The organism is Aquimarina discodermiae (assembly GCF_040786235.1).
Taxonomy (GTDB): domain Bacteria; phylum Bacteroidota; class Bacteroidia; order Flavobacteriales; family Flavobacteriaceae; genus Aquimarina.
This window is the reverse complement of the sequence record NZ_JBFMKP010000012.1, coordinates 122,353-142,797: the sequence shown is the minus strand read 5'-3', so window position 1 is coordinate 142,797 and position 20,445 is coordinate 122,353. Positions and strand designations below refer to the sequence as shown.

Below are 20,445 nucleotides of genomic sequence, written 5' to 3'. Positions count from 1 at the left end.
AACAGTTTTTATACTTTATTATTATAGAGTACTACAACAAAACTCTCTTGATAAAAAATGAGAATACTCTTCTTATACAATCAGAAATACAGTTCATACAATCAGAAATACAGTTCATACAAATGTCAATATTTTTTTTGAGGTAAATATTAAATTTACATACTTTTTAATGAATATAATAATTTTAAAACCTAGAAAAAATGAAGATTAAAAACCAATTCCTTTCGTTAATTGTATTGTCTTTACTTGTATTCTTTACCAGCTGTAATAAGGATGAAGTGGTAGATCAAGAACCTAAACCCCAAGCTGAAGTAATTTCAAAAGGATCCAGTCTCGTTAATGATAGAAGATATGACAAATTTATTGATGCATATAATGATGTTATAGCCAGGTACGAGGAAATTAAAAACACTCCTGCAGAGTTAAAAGATAATCTTTCAGCTACTATTATGATAGAAAACAAAACTCCATTTGATCTGGTAGTGTCAAAAATAGCTGGTGGTGATCCCGTTTTCAGAAATACTGGTGGTGCTATTGCTCCATTTAGCAATGGTATTTATGAAGATGAAAATGGGAACAAAATCATTTTCAAAGCCGGTACAACTATAGCTATTTTGGTTCGTGAAGGGAGTAGATCATTAAAAGCAGCAATAAGTTTCGAAACACAAAATTCTGATCCTAATGTAGATAAAGTACATTGGAACATAGGATACGATTTAACTAATTTTGACAGAACCTCTACCCCTTTCAACAGAAATTCTGCTATTGTTCATCAATCGCTAGACCTAGCGGGACACGAATTATATCCCACTCATTCATCTTTAAACGATTCTCGTCTTTATATAAATTCAGACAACCTTCTTAGATGTGAAGCTTTTGTTGGTAGACAAACAGAAAAACTTGGTTACCTAAGATTTACTCTTTCACTCGAGCAGATTTAGAAATAAAAAAAATATTTGATTTTTATTGGTGACCTATAGCTAAGCAAAGCTTCTTTGCTAACCATTAAATGAATTTCTTTAAAACTTTTACAGTAAAGTTATTTATAGATCAAGTTAGTTGTTTATACATATTCAGAAAATGCAAAACCCCATGTTGTCATGGGGTTTTTTAAATACTCTAACTTGTGTAGTTTGTAAGACACATACTTACTCAAATTCACATGCTATATAAATAAATCAATACCACTTACTAGCAACATCCCCCACCATCATAATGATAGGTAGATTCGCTAATAAAAATATCATCTCTACCCAAATCGGCTAGTGCTCCTGCGGTTTTATCACAAACTGCAATAGGTTGATTCTTTAATAACACATGCCCTTTTTTATCGTCAAAATAATCTTCATCACCAAAATAAATAGCTGCTTTACCTGTAAATACGCAAGGCCCATCCTCTGGCATTGGATCTTTGATAGCAGCAACTTCTATAGATTCGATATAAATCAACTCATCGGTAGCATAATTCTTTGGATCCAAAATACGATAAGGCTTTCTCGCCCGTATTTCTATGGTTCCAAAACCAACATCGGTCAATGCTTTTACATAGTCAGCAATTGGCAAACTACCACTCAAACACAAAGCTCTAAGTCGTTCATCATTACGCAATGTATCATTCATAGGTTGCTCGCATGTTGGGTCACTCATTACCAACCGCCCATGAGGTTTTAATACCCTATACATTTCTTCAATGGCTTTGCGAAGGTCTTCTTCTTTAAATATATTAAACAAACAATTTTGAGCAGCTACATCGATGCTATTGTCTTCTACCGGTAAATTAAGTGCATCTCCATATCGAAGGTCTACAAATTCACTTTTAAACCAATCGTTTTGTTTTTCGGCTTCCAAAAAATTCTTACGAGAAGCTTCGAGCATTTCGTTAACAACATCAACACCTATCACTCCGTTTTTTTGACGAGAAAAATAGGAGAATTGCAATAACTCCATTCCACCACCAACACCTACATATAAAACCTTGGGGTTATTAGTTAAATCTCTAGCATTTACCGTACTACCACATCCATAATTCATTTCCTGCATTATTTTCGGAATAGAAAGTCCTGGTAATTCCCAGATTGGATTGGTAGTACAACATAACCCAACATCTGGAGTTAATGCTGCTTCTTTATATACATCGTGCGTGGTTTCTAAATAGCTCATACATTATTTTTTGTTCTTCATATTGCCCTTATGGCACATCTATTATTTCGGGTTGTAAATATTTCTGTCGTACAACGACTCTAAAACTTTCGCTAGTTTTTATAATATTTTTATTAATTCTTTAAAAAGTGTGATCATTTCGGGTTCTGCTTTTTCTGCCATGGCAATTATTTCACCAATATCCACGGGTTTTAGATTATCTGGGTCACATTCGTCTGTTAATACAGATACTGCGGCAACTGGTAAATCCAAATGGTTTGCTACTATAATCTCTGGCACCGTACTCATCCCTACAGCGTCTGCACCAATAATCCCAAGATAACGGTATTCTGCACGAGTCTCTAACTGCGGACCCACTACAGAAGCATAAACCCCTTTATGTAAATTTATATTATTGTCTTTGGCTATCGTTATTAACTTTTTATTGATCTCCAGATCATAAGGGGCGCTCATATCTGTAAAACGACTCCCTAATTTTTCTACTCCTTTAAAAGCCAAAGGAGATCCTCCCTGTAAATTGATGTGATCATCTATGAGCATCAATTCTCCTTTTTTAAAGTTAAGATTAACAGCACCTGATGCATTAGAAACCAGCAACGTTTTTATACCTAATTTATGCATGATTCTTACTGGATATGTTACATCCTGTAATGAATACCCTTCATAAAGGTGGAACCTTCCTTGCATTACTACAACTTTTTTCCCTTCGAGTATACCATATATTAGTTTTCCTTTATGAAATTCTACAGTTGCAGTAGGAAAATTTGGTATATGATTATAGCTTACTTCTTTAATAATTTCTATTTCATCAATCAATTGTCCTAAACCAGTACCAAGAATAATTCCTATCTCTGGTTTTTCGAACCCTTTTTCTTGAAGGAACTCTGTTGTTTCCTCTATATATTTAATCATACTTTTCTATTATTTTTTATACTATACAAAAGGTACTTTTGGTATTTTATCAATCCTAACCTATTTCAAAAATTTCTGAAAAACCTCTACATCTTTAATATCTTCATAATAATCTATATCATTACGCTTATCAAGCATTTTTACGTTTGCAGTATCAATATCCTTAAGTGTATCCTGCAATACGGTTTCGGTTCCCCAGTTTTTGTTTCTAAAAACGTGTGAATTTAAGGATTTCATTCCAAATAAATAATATCCTCCATCTACGGCAGGTCCAATAACATAATCATGTGTCTGCAATACAGAAAATGCTTTCTCAATATCTTTCTGATCTAAGTCATACATATCACTACCGATAATTATAACATTTTGATACTCATTTTCGAACCCTTGGGCAAAAGCATATTCCATACGTACTCCTAAATCTTCTCCTTGCTGTTTTCTTTTGGTATATACATCTTGATCCCAAATGTCATTATCTCGTATTTTTACCGAATAATGAACTTCTTTATCAACCGTTAAGCCTTTGGTTATCTTAACCGTATGTGCTAACAAAAATTTATAAATCTCTAGTGCAGTATGATCTCCTACTTTTGCTGCTAACCGAGTTTTACACTTACCCAATTCTGGATTTCTGGTAAAAATCAATAATAAGTTTTTTTCTTTCAATGCGAATATATTTTTTCCCCTTTAAGTAACCATTTCCCCCATTCTTTTGAGAAAGCATGTACTTTTTCTGTTGTCTTACCGATGGTATCGACCACAGGATAATTGTTGTTTTTCCACTCAAAAATACCTCCATACAAATTATATACATTGGTATATCCTGCTTTTTTTAATTTTTCTGAAATATCTTCTGAGCGGATTCCCAAACTACAATATACCACAATGCAAGAGTCCTTTGGTATTCCTAATTTTTTAAAGGTTTTCATTTTAAAATAGTCATACCCTATATGAATTGCATTTTTTATATGGCTTACTTCGTATTCTTCTTTTTCTCTGGCATCCAACACTACCGACTTAGTTTGTAATTTACTAAACTTATCTACAAACATATAAGGGATTTTTCCTTCGTTATATGCATCAAGCAATTGCTCTAAGGAATTTTGAGCATTTCCATAGTAGGTCATGAAGAAAAAAAAGCAGTAAAGTAATCTTTTCATTTTTTGATACTAGAAAGGTTTTTAAAAACGTAGTTATTTTTTTAATTTTTCCTGAAATATAAACTACTCATAAAAAACAGTCATTTCGTCAAGGTCTTTTCTTTTTAAATCAGGTACATAGGCTGGAAGTTTAGGATAACCTACCGGAAGTAACAAGAAAGCTCTTTCATTACTTGGCCTATTAAGAGTTTTGGCCAAAAAATTCATTGGGCTTGGTGTATGTGTTAATGTAACTAACCCTGCATTGTGTATAGCAGAAATCAACATCCCACATGCAATCCCAATAGACTCATTGACATAATAATTGTTGTGTTTTTCACCATCTTCTCCAAACTCGTATACTTTTTTAAAAGCAATAATAAGCCAGGGAGCTATCTCCAAAAAAGGCTTATGCATATCTGTAGCCAATGGTTTAAGGTCATTTTTCCATCGATCGCTCATTCTATTTTCGTAACTTTCTTTTTCTTCTATTTCTGCTTCTTTACGAATTTGAGATTTTAACACTGGGTTGGATACCGCGCAAAACGTCCACGGTTGTTTATGAGCTCCTGATGGAGCTGTAGAAGCACTTTTAATTAAATTCTGAATAACTTCTTTTGGTAAATCTTTGTCTGAAAAATCTCGTACCGACCTTCTTTTATCTAACCACTGATGAAATAATTCGCTCTTTTTTATTAATTCATTCTCAGATACAATGTCTGATTTATAAGCTACATGCTTATGACCATTAATAATTATATGATCTGGTGATCCCATATATTGGTAATTTTATAGTATCAATCGTATTGCCTTTATTATGTCATTTACCTAGTATTCTCTCTTCATAAAATCCATAAAACACTCACAATGTACGTATTGATTATTTCTAAATATTTAAAAAAGTAGCAGCTATTGTACTTTATGATTAATTAAAATACAACAAATCGAAAAAACTACCAAAATCAATTCTATTTTGATTATGCTACTGTCCCTTGGCAACTACTTCCTGCTCCCGCAGTACACCCATAACAATGTTGTGATATAACGATGTTTCTGTTCTGAAGTAATTCTTCATTATACTCGCTAATATGCTTTACTTTACTAGCCACTTTAAGACCCAACATTTGGTTAAAATCACAATCATACAACCATCCATCCCAACTTACAGAAATGGTATTGGTACACATCACGTTAGCCACAGCAGATGGGTTGTATGCTTCTACCAACGCATACATATAGTCTTCATAATTTTCTGAAGCTATTAAATAATCCAGAAATCTACTAATTGGTAAATTGGTAATCGCAAAAAGATTATGAAATTGTATAGTAAAATCTTCTAGTAACGCTTTTTTAAAATCTTTCTCCATCGATGCCTGATCTCCCGGAAGAAATGCTCCCGATGGATTATAGACCAGGTCTAATCTAAGATCACTATCTGGCATACCATATCCTCTATCATTAAGTTCCTGAAGCGCTTTTATAGAAGCATCAAAAACACCATCACCTCTTTGCTTATCTGTTTTTCCTCTAGTCCAGTGCGGCATAGAAGAAACTACGTGTACATTGTGTTTTTTAAAAAAATCAGGTAGGTCATAGTATTTTTTATTAGCTCTTATAATGGTAAGATTACTACGTACGATAAAATCTTTAATCCCTGCCTTACTTGCTTCTTCTACAAACCATCTAAAGTTAGGGTTCATTTCTGGTGCCCCCCCTGTTAAATCCAGTGTATGGGCTCCTGTTTTCTTAATAACCTCTAAACACTGCTGCATAGTCTCTTTGGTCATGATTTCTTTACGATCAGGGCCGGCATCTACATGACAATGTTCACATACTTGATTACACATATACCCTACATTGATCTGTAATATCTCTAGAGATTTAGGTCGCAAAGGATTGCATCCTATTTCTGCAATTTTATCGGCAAACTTAGGTAGTTCTCCAGAAGCAAAAATTCCGTTATTTAGAATTTCTAACTGTCTGTTTGCATCTGCCAACTGATCATTACGTTTATGTAAAGATTGTGTTTTTTTTATTTTTGACATTTTCTTTTTTAGATTATATATTCTATTCGAAAAGAATCTGATATGTATTCAACTTGCAAGTACGCTCTTCTGATAACATCACTTACATAGATAACTTTTCGTACTTATTCATCATCTGCACACCGTGTACCAATGTTGCTCCGCTTTCTATAGCAGCACCTGCATGTACCGCTTCCATCATTTCTTCTTTGGTAATTCCTCGTTGCAATCCATCTTTTGTATAAGCATCAATGCAATAAGGGCATTTTACAACATGAGAAACTGCTAGTGCAATTAATGATTTTTCTCTGGCAGTTAATGCGCCTTCTTCAAAAACTTTACCATAGTAATCAAAGAATTTTGTACCTAGTTCTTCATTCCACTCTGTAATTTTTCCAAATTTTCTTAAGTCGGCAGGATCATAATATGTTTTTGACATTGGTTGTTTTATTAAAAGATTATAGGTATAAAGTTATATGTCGTAAATATGTTATTAAACTTTCAATACATATCTACTGTTTTTTTTAAAGAATTGGTAAGATAAAAAACCCAAACTAAATACAAATTATTTTTTTCCTAAAAATGGGTATATTATAGGTATTTACTGCTATCAATGTCGGTAATAGGTTAATAAAAAAGCTTACATTAGACGTGGAATACTATACCATTACCCCGTATTGGGCCCTAAAATTTAGATTATGAGGAGAAAAGTTACACTTAAACAGCTCGCAAAAGAATTAAACCTTTCGATTTCTACAGTATCTAAGTCATTAAAAAATGATCCTGAGATTAGTGAGAAAACGATTAACCGAGTGCATGAGTTAGCCAACTTTTATAATTACAAACCCAATGCGTTGGCGGTAAGTTTAAAAAGTAATAAAACAAAAACAATAGGAGTCATTTTACCAGAGATCCTTAATCATTTTTTTGCAAAAGCTTTATATGGTATCGAGCAGGAAGCTTCTAAAAGAGGATACAAAATACTTACATGTATCACCAATGAGTCGTATCAAAAGGAGATCGAATATGTAGAAATGTTAAACTATAGTAGTGTAGACGGTTTTATTGTTGCATTAAGTCAGGAAACACAAGTAGTTAATAAATTAGATCATTTTAAGGCTCTGGAAAGAGATAGGGTTCCTATGGTCATGTTTGATCGAGTAAGTAATGAGATTGATTGTGACAAGGTAATTGTAGACGATAAAATTGCCTCTAAAAATGCAGTGCAGTATTTGGTCAACTCTGGATGCAAGAGAATAGCCACCATTACTACATTAAGTAATGAGGTGAGTGTTGCCGGTTTACGTTTAGAAGGAGTAGAAGAAGTAGCAAGTATGTACAATGACGTTACCTTGACCGATTTGCGCATAAAAGATTCAAACACTATAGAGAATGAAATCGAGCAGTTTCTTAAAAACAATACTATTGATGCTGTACTAGGCCTAGATGAAACCGCTGCAGCTGTAACTATAAATATGTCTCATAAACTGGGGTACAAAATCCCTGAAGACATCTCTGTTATTGGTTTTACAGATGGTTTATTATCAAAACATTCCTATCCAAAACTTACCACGGTTTCTCAACACGCAGAGGATTTGGGAGCAAAGGCAACTCAAATACTAATGGATCGATTAGAAAATACGTCTGACAGTTATAAAGCTTCTACCAAAATTGTAAAAACATCTTTGATTGTTCGAGATTCTACTCATAAAGAGCTGATTTCAAGCCTTCCTGATTAAAAATAAATTGTTTTTCTGATTCGTATTGAATATCAGAATTCTTGGGGGTCACAATGGTAAGAACCATCTCTTCAACGACATAACTTAATGCTTTATATTGTCCAAAATTACTAAAAGTAGCAACAAAGCCTTTTTCTGTTTTTTTTACCTCATCGATCTCAAAAACACTTAATGGAGTCATTAATCCTGTTTTGATACATTTTGCCATTGCTTCTTTTATAGTCCAAAATAAGGTAGTCCCGATACTAAGTTGATCTTTACAAAAGGTAGTAGTAAGTATAGTTGTTTCTGACTGGGTTAATTGATCAATGATCATATCTGTATTTTTCGAATTGATTGCTTCTATATCAATCCCAAGGGGGTGATCTTCGCTATAACAAATACCCACCGCGTACGCATCGGTATGAGCTATTCCAACAGCAAGTTGCTCCTTACCTTCATGCACAACTATAGGTTGGTCAAAAACACCAGATCTTATTTCTATCAATGTTTTATCTTTTACAGCTAGCATCTCACAAATTGCCTCTTTGGCAGCATATCTACCCAATAAAAAACTTAATCGACGCTCTGTATACAAATAGCTTTTGGCTTTATCTGATTCCTTACCACTCAAAAAATACGGCATAGCTGCTTCGAGATCTGTTATTGTACTTGTTACACCAACAACACAAGCTGTATGCTTTCCTTCTTTCCTTGTAAAAGTTATAGCTTCTTTAAAAATTTGCATGAGAAATCGTCGTTTAACAGAAGAATATATTCGTTATATCCAAAAGTACCAATATCCTACAAGAAAAAGAGAAATCACAACACAAACTATTTCTCTTTCTTCTTAAAGTCTTGCAAACCAAAAGCTAATCACCACTCTCAAATACATGAAAAACAGTCGTATAACACAATATTTCAACTTAGATGAAATATGTTGAAATATGAATGAACTCTTAAAATCATTAATCTTGTACCAGAAAATTAATCACAATAACAAATATTGTTTTGTGAATACTAAAGAAGCATAAAATCATTCAAGTTAATTTATTATGGCTTTAAAAAAAGACATACAACTATTAATACACCAGATCATTCATAAAGAATGGTATGCCAGCTACTCTTTTTTAGCTGTTGCAGAGTGGTTCGAAACTACTCCTTGTAAAGGGTTTTCTAAGTTATTACAAAAAAAGGCTGAACGTGAGAAAAAACAAGCCATTCAATTTTCTAACTATTTAAAACAACGAATAGGAAACATTGATCAGGTATCTGTAAAAAATCCAAAAAAAGAGTTTACATCTTCTTTAGAAGCTTTTGAATATATCATGAATCAGAAAGAAGATATTACAAAATGTGAACGACAGCTTTATGCATTAGCATCCAGAGAAAAAGATTATAAAACGATAGAATTTCTTTTAAAGATTGTACAGGAAGCTATTTACAAAAAGAAAAATACACCTGTTAACTCTACTGACAATGTAATATTTACATAACAACCTGAAAGAAAATCGATTATAAAATAAAAAACAACGAGTGTAAATGGTATTACTTACAAATTATGTTCAGGAAAAAGAAAGATAGCAGAACTTTCTTTTAAAAAAGGGAAGAGTTTTTTTTGGGGTAAAACTCTTTCCTGCTCCTGAAATATTCATTACAATTTTATTACCCACCATTACTTATCATAACGCCAGATATATCGTCATATATTCTGTTTATTCAGGAGATCATTCTCTTATCACCTATTTAACCCGGATTATGCATCTTCTATATAATTCGGGGTTAATAGCTAAATCAATATAAACCGGTATTAAATTAGCTACACCATTTCTTAAAATGGTTTGACTAAAAGCCTAAAATGCTAAGATAATCAGGAATAAGCTGTACATAAACCTTAGGCTCTATAGCCCCATCTTTGTCTATGTTTATTTTAAAATGGCTAAGTCCCCTCTTGTATGTAGCTCCATTACTTTTTATTTTTTGAGGACGTAAGACATCCATAATAGCTGCTACTCTTTGCGTTGTGCATAAACCAGATTTTTGCAAAATAGATAAGAAGGCTTCACAATATTGGGATCCATTTTTTAAGTGAAACTCTACCCCAATTGTAGGCAACCAATCTTTATTATATTCGACCGCAACACTAATATAGGCCGTCTGATTCATGTATATAAGCTGTGTTGCTAATACCTCTTTATTTCCTGGCCAGTTAATCCTATTTAAAAAGGTAAATAATGACTTAGAATCAAACCCTCTTATATACATCCTGGTGGTTTTGGTTTTTCCTCGCGAATGCATTACCCCCAGGTGCTCTATATACTGTCCCTCTTCTAACGCCTCTAAACATTCTTTCAAGAGGTCATCTTCTTGTTCGTTTTTTGAAGATAAGCTTAGTACCGAAACAAAATAACAAATCTCATCGAACGTTATAAATTGCTGTTTAGGGCTAACAAATAAACTAGGGATTTGGTCATTTTGAGTACCGTTAAGATCTGCTTCTATCCAAAAGCTTTTTATTTGTTGGTTATCCTTACTGAGTTTAAAACAGTCACCTAACCAATCAACTACTTCTTTTTGGTTTGGTTTTTTTGCATATTCTTCTTGCAAAAAAAGTAAATCATTTTTCTCGGCAAAAGCCATTGCAAGATCTACCTGATCGTTGTCCTCTTTTATTCGAAATTCGAAAACATAAGACAAATGTTGTCTGGGGTAAAAACTCGCTAGTTGCTCTTCTAATCGATTTGCTGCCAAAAAAGATACCATACACTTTTCCCCAACAGGAAAAATGTATGGCACTATAGTATGGTGTATTGGTTCTACCAAGTTCTTGGTTCTACAAGATTATCAAATAATGTTTCTAATTCTTGCTCATTTACAGGGTAGCTAGATGCTTCTATCAAAGTATCTACTAATCTCTGACTCATTTTTTGCTCTAATTGATTTTGAACATTTTCGATAGTTTCTACAAACTGCGAATAGTACTTTCTAGAGTTTTCTTCTGATGACCTTAATAAAGTTGCCAATCTTGTAAACGGGCTTTTTGGATCGCTCTTAATGATGTTTATAAAGTTAATAAAAGCGGCCTGATCATCTGTACTCCACTCGTATCCCCATATTAAATTGGTAGTTGATCTTCCGATTACTTTATTTACTGCCCACCAGTTTGGATCTAAGTTTCTAATGTCAGAAAAAATTGCAGAAGTCATTGTTTTTGCTGCTTCTGGTAACTGCATACGATCATAGATCAAATCTGTAATCTTATTTTGGTATTCCTGAATACCATTATCATCTTGTTTTTTTACGGCTTCTGCCAATTGTACTTCAAAACCTTTCATTGTTGTTTTGGTATTATCTGTGTTATCAGATAATATTTTCATAAATCTTAAAAGGTCTCTGTTAATTTGCTCGTTAGTTGGTGTTGCCGTCGATGCGGTTTTAAGTGTTTCTGTTTCCATTCTTTTTACGTTTATTTAGTTAATGTTAATAAGATGCATTCTTGAGGGGTGTGAAATAAGTTGGTGTTGGTAATATGAGATACAATCTCTTTAGAAAAGCCCATTACATTAATCAATACTTCTGATAATTCGGTTTCGTTTAGTTCTCTCTTCTCTATGCTTATGGCAGTTTTTACAAAAAAAGTATTTCCTATGATAGCAGAAACTCCATTTTCATCATTTTTTCTAATGTACACACAATCATTAAACAAACTATTCTCTATACTAATATCGTAGTGTTCTTTAAGTTGGTCAAGGCCAATTCCGTTTTTCATAATAGCACAAGGCATAAAATCTTTTTTGCTAACATGTTCGAACAAAACTTTTACGGTATCAGACTCTTCTGATAGTTGAATCGTATGTATAGGATGTTCTAGCTCTGCTCCCGAAATATCTATCGGTTTTTCATTAAGGATAGAAGTGTCAACGACAAACTCTTTGCCTTCATCTACAGAAACGATGAGGCTTCCGTGATTTACAACTCCCATATCTCCCATAGACCCTCCTACTACATAGACATCGAATCCCATGTATTTCAGTAATTGAAACATCGCATTTGTGGTAGTCCAGCATGTACCGCCTACCCCATACTCTAGCCAGATTTTAAAAAAACTGTCTGCTTGCATTTGATCATGATCAGAAAACGTATTTTGGCTTATTGCCAATCGTTTCCAAAAATTATCAAAAGGAATATTTCTACACCATGCCTTATACAAAAGTGTGAGTCCTTCTTCATTACATTCTATTTGCGGGTCAATCCCAAAACGATTTAAAACGCTTTGAGCAATCTCTGGATTTAGGGCAATACTTGGTTCTGCAAATGTTTGGTTATTCATAAGTTTAGTTTTTATGATAGTACTACATTTTGGTTTTTAAGTAAAGTAAATAAGTGATCAGATGTTATAATGGTATCTTCTACCAAATCATTTATATCCTTATCTATTTTTTCTTCTAAAAGGAAATTTTTGAATGCTTTAGAAACAAACAACCATATCCATTTTGATTTTTGTTTTTTACATATCTCGATGGCTTTATGAAACATATTCAAAGCCTCTGATGGTTTATTAATTCCGGCCAATGCCATTGCTTTAAAACAATACGCATATGCCAAGCCATATTTTACATTATTTATATTCGCAAAAGTTATGGATTCATTAGTTATTTCCAAAACTTTCTCATAATCTTTGTTAGTAATACACACCATGGCTTCTATTAAATCATAATATGCTTTTGCTGATGTTTTTGGCGCCCATTTTTTTCTGGCTTCTTCATACTTACTTAATGCATCAGAATCACCAGAAAGTGCTTCAGCAGAAACTTTATTTAAACGAATCGCGCTTTCCCAGTAAGGAAAAACTCCTTTCTCCTGAAACAGCACTACTTCTGTATCCAGATTCGCCAGCATATTTTTCTCGATAGTACAATCGGGCAAAAAAGAAGATATATAAAGATACAACCTAGAGGTTTGCGCAAAAATCCCCATCGTTAGATTAGGCCAGTTATATGATTTGGCTTCTTTTAATGTTTCTTTAAGTATATGAATTGCTTGATCTACCTGCCCTAAAAATAATCGGGCTAATGCTTCAAAACTTTTACATACAATATAAGGATCTAAACCATCTGTAACCAATTTTTGCCTCCCTTGTTCCTGATCATAAATAGAATAACACAATTGACATGATCGTATACAACCTTCAAAATCTCCTTCAAAAAATTGAGTCTGACTAAGACAATCATAGGTTTGAGCCAAATAACTATTGTTCTGTAATGCTTTTGAGGCTTTGGCCATTTTTTCTGTAAGCTTCAACATTTCGATAACATTTCCTTCTGTACACTCATAAATCCACATTCCTTTGGCCAATGCAAACTCTAATTTATGATTCGAATCGGCGTCTTCTAGTACATCTCTAGCCTGACGATAGTTTTCGATAATTTCTGGATGGTTCCACCCTGATTTATTAGTTAAAACGGCCGCTTTATGTATTCTTAAATTTGCTTCTACCACATTGTCATAGTCTTCTGGCGTATTAGTTTTTAAAAGTTCGATAATCGATAATGCTTTATTAGTTAAATTAAGAGATTCTAGATGTCCTAATTTCTTTTGCATTTCTATATCGGCTGCTATATTGTAGAATTTGACAGCTTCTTTATACTTTTCTGCCTCATGAAAATGGTAGGCCAGACGCTGTACATTTCGTTTTGGATATTTCTTAAATTCTTGTCTAAGAGTAAAGGCAATTCTATAATGTGCTTCTTTTTTGGGTTTGGTGGTCATACTCTGAAAAGCAGCATCTCTAATCAAAGCGTGACTAAACATATATCTTGTACCATTTACTTTACGACGGCGATAAATAATACTTGCTTTGATAAACAGGTCTAAATCTGCCTGCACCAGAGCCTCATCTTTTAACGAGGATTTCACCAAAAGATCATGAGAAAATTCTCGTCCAATTGTTGCGGCCAATTGGGCGGTTTCCATAGCCACCCCAATACTCTCTAGCCTAGCCTGTAATAAACCGGTAAGCGTTGGGGGTACTTCTATCTCTTTTATCGTATCGATAAGCTCATAGGTATTGTTAACCAGTTTCAGCATTTTCTTTTCGTAGAGCATATAAGTAAGCTCTTCTGCATAAAGGGCAACGCCGTCTGTTCTTTCAGAAATAAGCTGCAATACCGCATCACTTACTTCTATCCCGTCAAGCACACCTTCTACCAATGGCTTTATATCCTTTTTATCTAATGGAGAAAGTTCTATTTCTCTTACCAACTCTGTTATCCATTGAGACGTAAATTGTGGACGGGCAGATAATACCAACAAACATTTATCTCCTATACGTTGTTGTAATAATCGCTTTAAAAAAGATTCGCTTGTTGGATCTATCCAATGCAAATCTTCTATAATAAAAACAAACTTGTGTCGCTTACCGATATCAAGAATTAACTTTTCTAATATCTCAAGAATTATCTTCATTCTTTTCTCATGAGATATCGGGTAGCTTGTATATTTTTTGACCGGTATCGAAAACCATGAACATAATATTGGTAACGATACTGCTACATCGCACCCTACAGCAAATAGTGCCTGCTCTAATTTTGAAACAATCTCATTGTCTTTTGTTGTTTCATGAATATCGAGATGCCTTTTCAACATTTCAAAAATAGGCTGCAGCGCATTATTTTGATATTCTGGTAAACAACGACAGTGATGTACGATCCCACTGGCTTTTAGCACTTGTTGTTTAATCTCGTATATCAATTTAGATTTTCCTATCCCAGCCTGCCCTCTGATCAAAATTCCTTTTTCATCGGGACTTGTCTGTTTCCAACTATCCAAAATTGTTGCTATCTCTCTATCCCTACCAATAGTAGCTCTACCTGCACTTTTGGGATTTAAAAACAATAATGATTCGGTTTGGCGCTCTCCTATTAATAAAAAACCTGGCGCAGCGGGTTCAAAATCTAAAAAAGGATCAAGTAATCTTTTAGTATTTTCACTTACCAATACTTGACCTGGTTTTGACTGACAAAGTAAACTAAATGCTGTATTGGGCACCTGACCTTCTGGAAGCGCATTTTTTTTGGACAGTACCATTCCAGAATTCATCCCCATTCTGATATCGAGATTGATACCATGTTCATTCGACAACAGTGCACTTCTTTTCTCGATTTCATTCATCAATTCTAAAGCAGTTCTACCCGCCATTCGTGCATCATTGTCACTTAGCTGGGGATATCCAAAATAGATCATTATGTTATCTGCCAGTGTTCCTGCAACATGGCCTCCGTATCCCATAGCAATATCACGACATAGATTAAGTTGGTCTTTTTGTAATGTATCAAATGTTTCTAAATCTAGTGTTACCCCATTTTTAGGAACCAGACTTAATTTGATACATACCACGGTAATTTGCCTTTTATCACTTTTTGTATGTTGCCAACCCAAAGGATTAGCCAAGGTGAGTTGATCTTCTGACCTAAAAACAACTTCATCTCTGGCTATTTTTTCTACTATAGCATTGAGGTTTATTTTAGAATAGGTTTCATAAATAACGGCTGCATCTCCAATTCTTCGAGCCGGATTTTTCATCACCACCCTGTTTAGAATATCTGCCAATGGGTGTCCAATCATGGCTGCTGGTAACGGTACGTTCTCTGCACTTAATTGTTGCTGTAATACATCTGCCATGTTCTCACCATTCATCACTTTTTTGCCCGTAAGACACTCGATCAAAATAAGTCCCCAGGCATATAAGTCAGATTTTACAGTTGGCGGTTCTCCTCTTAATTGTTCTGGAGCACAATAGGCAGGTGTTCCTACCATTTTTTGTACTAAACCCTGATCATTATCTTTGTATTTATGATGGTCACGTGTAAACAAACCAATTCCAAAATCCAGTATTTTTGCATGAGATCTTGAACCAGTTTTCATAATCATTATGTTATCTGGCTTTAGGTCTCTATGAATGATTCCTTTTTTATGAGCATAGGCAATGGCATCTAACACCTGCCCCATTAAAATACCGGTTTCTGCGGCCAAAACATCTTTCTTTCTGGTAATCCATTCTCCCAACGTTTCTCCTGACAGGTATTCGAATACCGCGTAGGGTTCGTATTCATTAACATACCCTTTATCAAGTAATTTGACAATATGAGGATGATTTAGTTCTGCATACAAAGACGTTTCTCTCTCGAATCGCGCTACCTGATAAGCACTTTTTTGCAGTTCTGAATCCTCATGAAACTTTAGCATCTTTATCGCTACCAGTTGACCCGTACTTTTTTGAACCGCTTTGCACACTACCCCATTAGCACCTTCACCAATAATTTCAAGAAAACTGTAATTATGGAGGTTACTGATGTAGCTTTTAACAAAATTATCCAAACTATACTTCATCTATTTGGTATGACTCATTATATTCTCAAAAAAAGACTTTTTTAGGTTAGTGTCAAAATTGATTTGCATCTCGACACCCGAGTAAAAGTATTGGTTTTTTTCTATAACAAAACCCTTTTTAGGCAATACATCCTAAAAGCCTGCTATATAAAAATGTTGTAGGTTTAGTAAGAAAGACTTAGATGAAATTTTCTAATTAGATATGACCGGTATTTTACCTTCTGTTTGTTCATCTTTGGAAATTTGAAAAAGTTCATGCCCAAAACGAATTTCTCCTCTTCTTCTTTCTATTACGTCCATAAAGAGGTATCCATAAGGTTTTACACCCAGCAATTGCTTTCTAAAACGATGAATTTGAAGATTAAGGTAGTATACATCAATTTCTTTATATAATTCTTTTGACATTTCTTCTAATAATGAATCAGTATTCATCCAGCCTTGATCATTATACACATCTTCATTCTTTTTATCAAATGCTCTCTTCTTTGCCAGTAAGAAAAGTAAATAATGGTGTGCACGTTCTCCCAAATCCAACTCGATGGCATCTACCATGATTTTTAATCTAATATGCTCTTCGTCTGTACTTAGGTTAAATAAAAAATGAGCACTATCGACTACATTACCATTATCTATGGTATCATCTAATGGTTCATTTTCTACAAACTCCCATTCATCTCCATTTAGCTCATAGGATTGTCCATGCTCAAATTGTATGGTAGAAGATACGGTTTCTGCTTTCCAGTATTTATCCTTAGAAAAATAGATCAATATATCTGTATTATCTCCTTTTGGCAGGATATGACAGGTATTTAATTCTAGAATGGTATCTGGTTTTGTAAGTGATTTTAAGTAACTAGAAGGCGGATTAAGATCGATCACTTCCCACTGTGTGGCGATGCTTTTACCAAATTGAATCGCAGCCTTATCTGCCATTTTTCTGGTCGAATGATGCACATACTCCCCATTTACCAAGGTTCCATTTCTGCTGTAATCTTGTAACTGCCACTCACCATTTTTCCAGAAGATGATCGCATGAGACTGCGAGACATCTGCATCAGGAATATGAGTAATAGCATTTTTTTGATTTCTGCCAAAGGTGTTTTGTGCGTTAAGAATAATGGTTTCTCCTGTAAGTTTATTTTTAATAGTTGCCATAACAAATGGTAGGGTATTAGTAACGGTTTCTAATTTAGGATTTTATCATACTCAAATCCCGCTAAGAGTTTATATTCGCCTTTTCAAGTTACGTAAATTCCTTAAAATCGACAAACAAATAATTACAGTTTCCTCTTACAAACCAAAGATAAGCACCTAAAACTATAAATAGCAAGTGTTTTGTTATTTTTAAATATACTTTTTTACGTTTATACCTTATAAAACGGATATTAATGCATTTACAAAAGGGGAGTTTTCCCTTTGTTTATATGCGGTTAGTCTTAAAAATTCTTTTATCCATTTTTTTACTTTTTAGATGTATTTGTTCCTATACATCTGCTAATTTTGCCATCTACCCAGAATTACTTTTGTTTATTTTAAAAGATCAGCTCCCATGACCGGTTCAGGTATTTTACCTACATCGGATTACAATTTTGGGCCATCAGGTATCGTTTTTTAGGTCAAGACAAACTTTTGCATCACTTCTGAAGCCTAAACTCACCTACGTTACAATCTTTTATAATTCTACTTTAGAAGTATTTATATTTTTTAAGTAGGGTGTTTTATTGATAAACCGTTACTTATAAGAAAACATTTTTTTGCTCCATAACTTATATCACAAAAGCAGGTTGCTTTATAAAGAAAGGTTCCTGCTTTTGATAGGTTAATATCCATATTTTATTTTGGTTTGTTATAGATATTGAACGCTGTAACTCCTTGCTATTTGACCATATATATCCCTTTTTATTCTTTTATGTAAACTTATTTCAGGATAAGACATCATTCTAGTGGCAACAGGGGTAGCTACACTATGAAAAGGATAATAGTATAAAACAACAAACCCACAACATTGCTGCTGTGAGTTTATCTTTTTTATTTATCTACTCTTACCCACCAAGCTTTGACGGCACCCGAAAGGATTCGGGCGATAGCCTTACTCATTCGAGGACGAGGAATTCATCATCAAAATGGCGGAGCAGGTTTACCATTCTGGCTCTACGGACTTTGGTAAACTATCGCATCTAATTATTGTAAAAGTTTTCGTTTTGATTAGTTTTGTTTTTTTAGCATATTTTTTTCCATATCCTATATAAAACAGTTTCTTGTTATTGACTAACCTATATCTAAACTCTTTTGTTTGATTCCTATTAACACTGTTTGGGCTAAATGTAATTACATTGTTTTCTTTAAACCAAGTACCGTTTTGATTAGTACAATTGAAATAGACCTTTATGTCATCATACTTGTTGTATACATAACTTTCAATAATATATGTATTATCAACTTTCATCTTTAGCTGAACAAAGGTTTTGTTTCCAATACGCTCATTTGTACTTTTAAAAGTTGCTGGAGTATTTTCAAATTCTCCAATAAATACTTCTTGAGAATAAATACTCAATGAAATAAATAATAAAACAATATTTATCAATTTGAACATAATTAAAAAGGTTTAATTGCGGGTATATCGTTTAATGAGCCTTTTCGTGTTAGAGAATACTTTTCAAGCCTTCTTAAATATGACTTTGCTGTTGCTATAGCACTTTTTACACTTAATGTGTTACTACCGAAAAACATTGTTCCTGTATAAACATTTGTTGTCCCGTAGTTGAGTCTAATTGGTAATCTCTCGCTAGCGCGAGCGTCTCGCTCGTGTTACAATTCTACTATCTTTATTTTAAAATTAATCTAACAAGAAAGCAGTCAAATTTTTAAATTAATTTGACTGCTTTAAAAAATTGTAATTACTCTTTATTCACCAAGTTGTAACGGCACGAGCGAGACGCTCGCGCTAGCGGGGGTATTCTTGCTGCAATTTTCGCGAAGTAAGTCCCTTCAACCTTTTTACTAAAGAACTCAAACTTACTTTTGGAGGGTATTCAATGTGCATATGTACATGATCAACACTGACTACACCTTTTAGGATAATTATATTTTCCGACTCACAGATTTGAATCAGAAGTTCTCTACAACGTGTCTTTACATCACCCTTTAATACATGATAACGATATTTGGTAATCCAAACTAAATGACAAGTTAATCTACTAACTGTATGTGAGCTTTTTCTATATTTTGATTCCATAAATCTAAAATATAGATTTTTATAGTACTAAAGTAACTGCACTAAAGTGCAGGGTTTTAAACCAGTTTTGTGACCAATAAAGGTGTCTAGTTTTGGCTTGACACCTTTATTTTTAGATAGACAATTTTAATGCCCTATTTAGAAATTTCCTTCAAATATTTATGACCATCCCATAGTAGCTTGTCTTTATTAATGATATTTACATAATCTTTATTAAGTCGTTTTGAACTTAAATATTGATGTGTCAAATCTGGAATATCAATTTCTAAAACATTAGCATTAGGGTTTCTTATTGGATATATGTCATTAAACAGTGCTACTTTGGTTATACCGAAATTAGACAAAAGTAAATCTGATACTTTGGGATATATATTGATAGCAATACCATTTAAACCTTCTAGGGATTTAAAGCTCATTGACCTTTCATCATTTTTTTGAAAACTAGTGTCATATAATCCTAAAAGTACAACTTCAAATATCAAAGGTTTATCATATCTATAGCTATTTATTACCGGATTATTAAATTCGACAATGATAGAGTCTTTAATTGATTCATCGACTTTTTCATGTACATCAACATCTAAAATATTATGTCTAATATTTATGTCACTGGATAATTCAATAAACCCTTTTTTATTATTAATTGAATATGTTCCTCTAGCTATAGTATCACAACATGTATAATTGGCAATGTGGTTTAAGCCATCACAACCATTTACATAATAAAAATTTCTGTTTTTAAAAGCAAGTTTTATACAAGGAGTATTACTATGAATAAATGTACCTTCAATTTTGTCATTTGCATAGTTAGTTACCTTACACCCATATAATAAAAATAGTGTAACGCATATTGACATATAAATTTGTTT

At 33.4% G+C, this 20,445-nt stretch carries 18 protein-coding genes and 1 pseudogene; 3 read left to right on the top strand and 16 right to left on the bottom strand.

The window, feature by feature from the left end:
* The first annotated feature begins 200 nt into the window (after positions 1–200).
* On the top strand, positions 201–941 hold the full coding sequence (locus tag ABW636_RS09645) for a hypothetical protein (protein ID WP_367589764.1): 741 nt from the start codon (positions 201–203) through the stop codon (positions 939–941).
* A gap of 250 nt (positions 942–1,191) precedes the next feature.
* On the opposite strand, the gene arsM is transcribed toward ABW636_RS09645, so the two are convergent.
* The 7 genes from arsM to ABW636_RS09610 all read right to left on the bottom strand — a co-directional run bounded on the left by arsM (position 1,192) and on the right by ABW636_RS09610 (position 6,674).
* The gene (arsM, locus tag ABW636_RS09640; protein WP_367589763.1) at positions 1,192–2,160 is read right to left on the bottom strand and encodes an arsenosugar biosynthesis arsenite methyltransferase ArsM; all 969 of its coding nucleotides are present in this window, start codon (positions 2,158–2,160) and stop codon (positions 1,192–1,194) included.
* A gap of 99 nt (positions 2,161–2,259) precedes the next feature.
* Positions 2,260–3,072, bottom strand: a complete 813-nt coding sequence (locus tag ABW636_RS09635) for a purine-nucleoside phosphorylase (RefSeq protein WP_367589762.1) — start codon at positions 3,070–3,072, stop codon at positions 2,260–2,262.
* Positions 3,073–3,132: 60 nt separating this feature from the next.
* Positions 3,133–3,738 carry a TIGR04282 family arsenosugar biosynthesis glycosyltransferase gene (locus ABW636_RS09630; protein ID WP_445012683.1) on the bottom strand — a complete coding sequence of 202 codons (606 nt, stop codon included), beginning with the start codon at positions 3,736–3,738 and terminating at the stop codon, positions 3,133–3,135.
* On the bottom strand, positions 3,735–4,232 hold the full coding sequence (locus tag ABW636_RS09625) for a rhodanese-like domain-containing protein (RefSeq protein ID WP_367589761.1): 498 nt from the start codon (positions 4,230–4,232) through the stop codon (positions 3,735–3,737). Before ABW636_RS09625 ends, ABW636_RS09630 begins: the two co-directional genes overlap by 4 nt.
* 63 nt (positions 4,233–4,295) lie before the next feature.
* Positions 4,296–4,988 carry a nitroreductase family protein gene (locus ABW636_RS09620; RefSeq protein ID WP_367589760.1) on the bottom strand — a complete coding sequence of 231 codons (693 nt, stop codon included), beginning with the start codon at positions 4,986–4,988 and terminating at the stop codon, positions 4,296–4,298.
* A 200-nt stretch (positions 4,989–5,188) separates the two neighbouring features.
* Entirely contained in the window at positions 5,189–6,256 is a 1,068-nt protein-coding gene (gene arsS / locus ABW636_RS09615) for an arsenosugar biosynthesis radical SAM (seleno)protein ArsS (RefSeq protein ID WP_367589759.1), read from the bottom strand.
* A gap of 82 nt (positions 6,257–6,338) precedes the next feature.
* Positions 6,339–6,674 (bottom strand): arsenosugar biosynthesis-associated peroxidase-like protein, encoded by a 336-nt coding sequence (locus ABW636_RS09610; protein WP_367589758.1) that lies wholly within the window; start codon positions 6,672–6,674, stop codon positions 6,339–6,341.
* A 259-nt stretch (positions 6,675–6,933) separates the two neighbouring features.
* Here ABW636_RS09610 and ABW636_RS09605 point away from each other — a divergent pair, with 259 nt between their 5' ends.
* A complete protein-coding gene (locus tag ABW636_RS09605) occupies positions 6,934–7,974 on the top strand; it encodes a LacI family DNA-binding transcriptional regulator (protein ID WP_367589757.1) in 1,041 nt (346 codons plus the stop codon).
* Here the strand turns inward: ABW636_RS09605 and ABW636_RS09600 are convergent.
* Positions 7,937–8,701 carry a 4'-phosphopantetheinyl transferase family protein gene (locus tag ABW636_RS09600; protein WP_367589756.1) on the bottom strand — a complete coding sequence of 255 codons (765 nt, stop codon included), beginning with the start codon at positions 8,699–8,701 and terminating at the stop codon, positions 7,937–7,939. The genes ABW636_RS09605 and ABW636_RS09600 overlap by 38 nt on opposite strands.
* Before the next feature lie 307 nt (positions 8,702–9,008).
* Between ABW636_RS09600 and ABW636_RS09595 the strand changes: the two genes are divergently transcribed.
* Positions 9,009–9,449 carry a ferritin-like domain-containing protein gene (locus ABW636_RS09595; RefSeq protein ID WP_367589755.1) on the top strand — a complete coding sequence of 147 codons (441 nt, stop codon included), beginning with the start codon at positions 9,009–9,011 and terminating at the stop codon, positions 9,447–9,449.
* Positions 9,450–9,798: 349 nt separating this feature from the next.
* Here the strand turns inward: ABW636_RS09595 and ABW636_RS09590 are convergent, their stop codons facing one another.
* The 8 genes and pseudogenes from ABW636_RS09590 to ABW636_RS09555 all read right to left on the bottom strand — a co-directional run bounded on the left by ABW636_RS09590 (position 9,799) and on the right by ABW636_RS09555 (position 20,433).
* The gene (locus ABW636_RS09590) at positions 9,799–10,716 is read right to left on the bottom strand and encodes a hypothetical protein (protein WP_367589754.1); all 918 of its coding nucleotides are present in this window, start codon (positions 10,714–10,716) and stop codon (positions 9,799–9,801) included.
* Between the two features lie 53 nt (positions 10,717–10,769).
* A complete protein-coding gene (locus ABW636_RS09585; RefSeq protein ID WP_367589753.1) occupies positions 10,770–11,408 on the bottom strand; it encodes a hypothetical protein in 639 nt (212 codons plus the stop codon).
* An 11-nt stretch (positions 11,409–11,419) separates the two neighbouring features.
* Complete coding sequence (locus ABW636_RS09580) at positions 11,420–12,283, bottom strand: arylamine N-acetyltransferase (RefSeq protein WP_367589752.1); 864 nt, start codon at positions 12,281–12,283, stop codon at positions 11,420–11,422.
* A gap of 11 nt (positions 12,284–12,294) precedes the next feature.
* On the bottom strand, positions 12,295–16,341 hold the full coding sequence (locus ABW636_RS09575; RefSeq protein WP_367589751.1) for a TOMM system kinase/cyclase fusion protein: 4,047 nt from the start codon (positions 16,339–16,341) through the stop codon (positions 12,295–12,297).
* Positions 16,342–16,533: 192 nt separating this feature from the next.
* Entirely contained in the window at positions 16,534–17,496 is a 963-nt protein-coding gene (locus ABW636_RS09570) for an FHA domain-containing protein (RefSeq protein WP_367589750.1), read from the bottom strand.
* 982 nt (positions 17,497–18,478) lie between these two features.
* On the bottom strand, positions 18,479–18,934 hold the full coding sequence (locus tag ABW636_RS09565; protein WP_367589749.1) for a hypothetical protein: 456 nt from the start codon (positions 18,932–18,934) through the stop codon (positions 18,479–18,481).
* 357 nt (positions 18,935–19,291) lie between these two features.
* A pseudogene (tnpA, locus tag ABW636_RS09560) lies at positions 19,292–19,576 on the bottom strand (IS200/IS605 family transposase); the annotation flags it as partial.
* 134 nt (positions 19,577–19,710) lie between these two features.
* Entirely contained in the window at positions 19,711–20,433 is a 723-nt protein-coding gene (locus ABW636_RS09555) for a hypothetical protein (RefSeq protein ID WP_367589748.1), read from the bottom strand.
* Between the last annotated feature and the right edge of the window lie 12 nt (positions 20,434–20,445).

What these genes read in the sequence shown, in the direction of transcription:
- ABW636_RS09645 (WP_367589764.1), top strand. Translation starts at nt 201, where the DNA reads ATGAAGATTAAAAACCAATTCCTTTCGTTAATTGTATTGTCTTTACTT.
- arsM (WP_367589763.1), bottom strand. Translation starts at nt 2,160, where the DNA reads ATGAGCTATTTAGAAACCACGCACGATGTATATAAAGAAGCAGCATTA.
- ABW636_RS09635 (WP_367589762.1), bottom strand. Translation starts at nt 3,072, where the DNA reads ATGATTAAATATATAGAGGAAACAACAGAGTTCCTTCAAGAAAAAGGG.
- ABW636_RS09625 (WP_367589761.1), bottom strand. Translation starts at nt 4,232, where the DNA reads ATGAAAAGATTACTTTACTGCTTTTTTTTCTTCATGACCTACTATGGA.
- ABW636_RS09620 (WP_367589760.1), bottom strand. Translation starts at nt 4,988, where the DNA reads ATGGGATCACCAGATCATATAATTATTAATGGTCATAAGCATGTAGCT.
- arsS (WP_367589759.1), bottom strand. Translation starts at nt 6,256, where the DNA reads ATGTCAAAAATAAAAAAAACACAATCTTTACATAAACGTAATGATCAG.
- ABW636_RS09610 (WP_367589758.1), bottom strand. Translation starts at nt 6,674, where the DNA reads ATGTCAAAAACATATTATGATCCTGCCGACTTAAGAAAATTTGGAAAA.
- ABW636_RS09605 (WP_367589757.1), top strand. Translation starts at nt 6,934, where the DNA reads ATGAGGAGAAAAGTTACACTTAAACAGCTCGCAAAAGAATTAAACCTT.
- ABW636_RS09600 (WP_367589756.1), bottom strand. Translation starts at nt 8,701, where the DNA reads ATGCAAATTTTTAAAGAAGCTATAACTTTTACAAGGAAAGAAGGAAAG.
- ABW636_RS09595 (WP_367589755.1), top strand. Translation starts at nt 9,009, where the DNA reads ATGGCTTTAAAAAAAGACATACAACTATTAATACACCAGATCATTCAT.
- ABW636_RS09590 (WP_367589754.1), bottom strand. Translation starts at nt 10,716, where the DNA reads ATGGTATCTTTTTTGGCAGCAAATCGATTAGAAGAGCAACTAGCGAGT.
- ABW636_RS09585 (WP_367589753.1), bottom strand. Translation starts at nt 11,408, where the DNA reads ATGGAAACAGAAACACTTAAAACCGCATCGACGGCAACACCAACTAAC.
- ABW636_RS09580 (WP_367589752.1), bottom strand. Translation starts at nt 12,283, where the DNA reads ATGAATAACCAAACATTTGCAGAACCAAGTATTGCCCTAAATCCAGAG.
- ABW636_RS09575 (WP_367589751.1), bottom strand. Translation starts at nt 16,341, where the DNA reads ATGAAGTATAGTTTGGATAATTTTGTTAAAAGCTACATCAGTAACCTC.
- ABW636_RS09570 (WP_367589750.1), bottom strand. Translation starts at nt 17,496, where the DNA reads ATGGCAACTATTAAAAATAAACTTACAGGAGAAACCATTATTCTTAAC.
- ABW636_RS09565 (WP_367589749.1), bottom strand. Translation starts at nt 18,934, where the DNA reads ATGTTCAAATTGATAAATATTGTTTTATTATTTATTTCATTGAGTATT.
- ABW636_RS09555 (WP_367589748.1), bottom strand. Translation starts at nt 20,433, where the DNA reads ATGTCAATATGCGTTACACTATTTTTATTATATGGGTGTAAGGTAACT.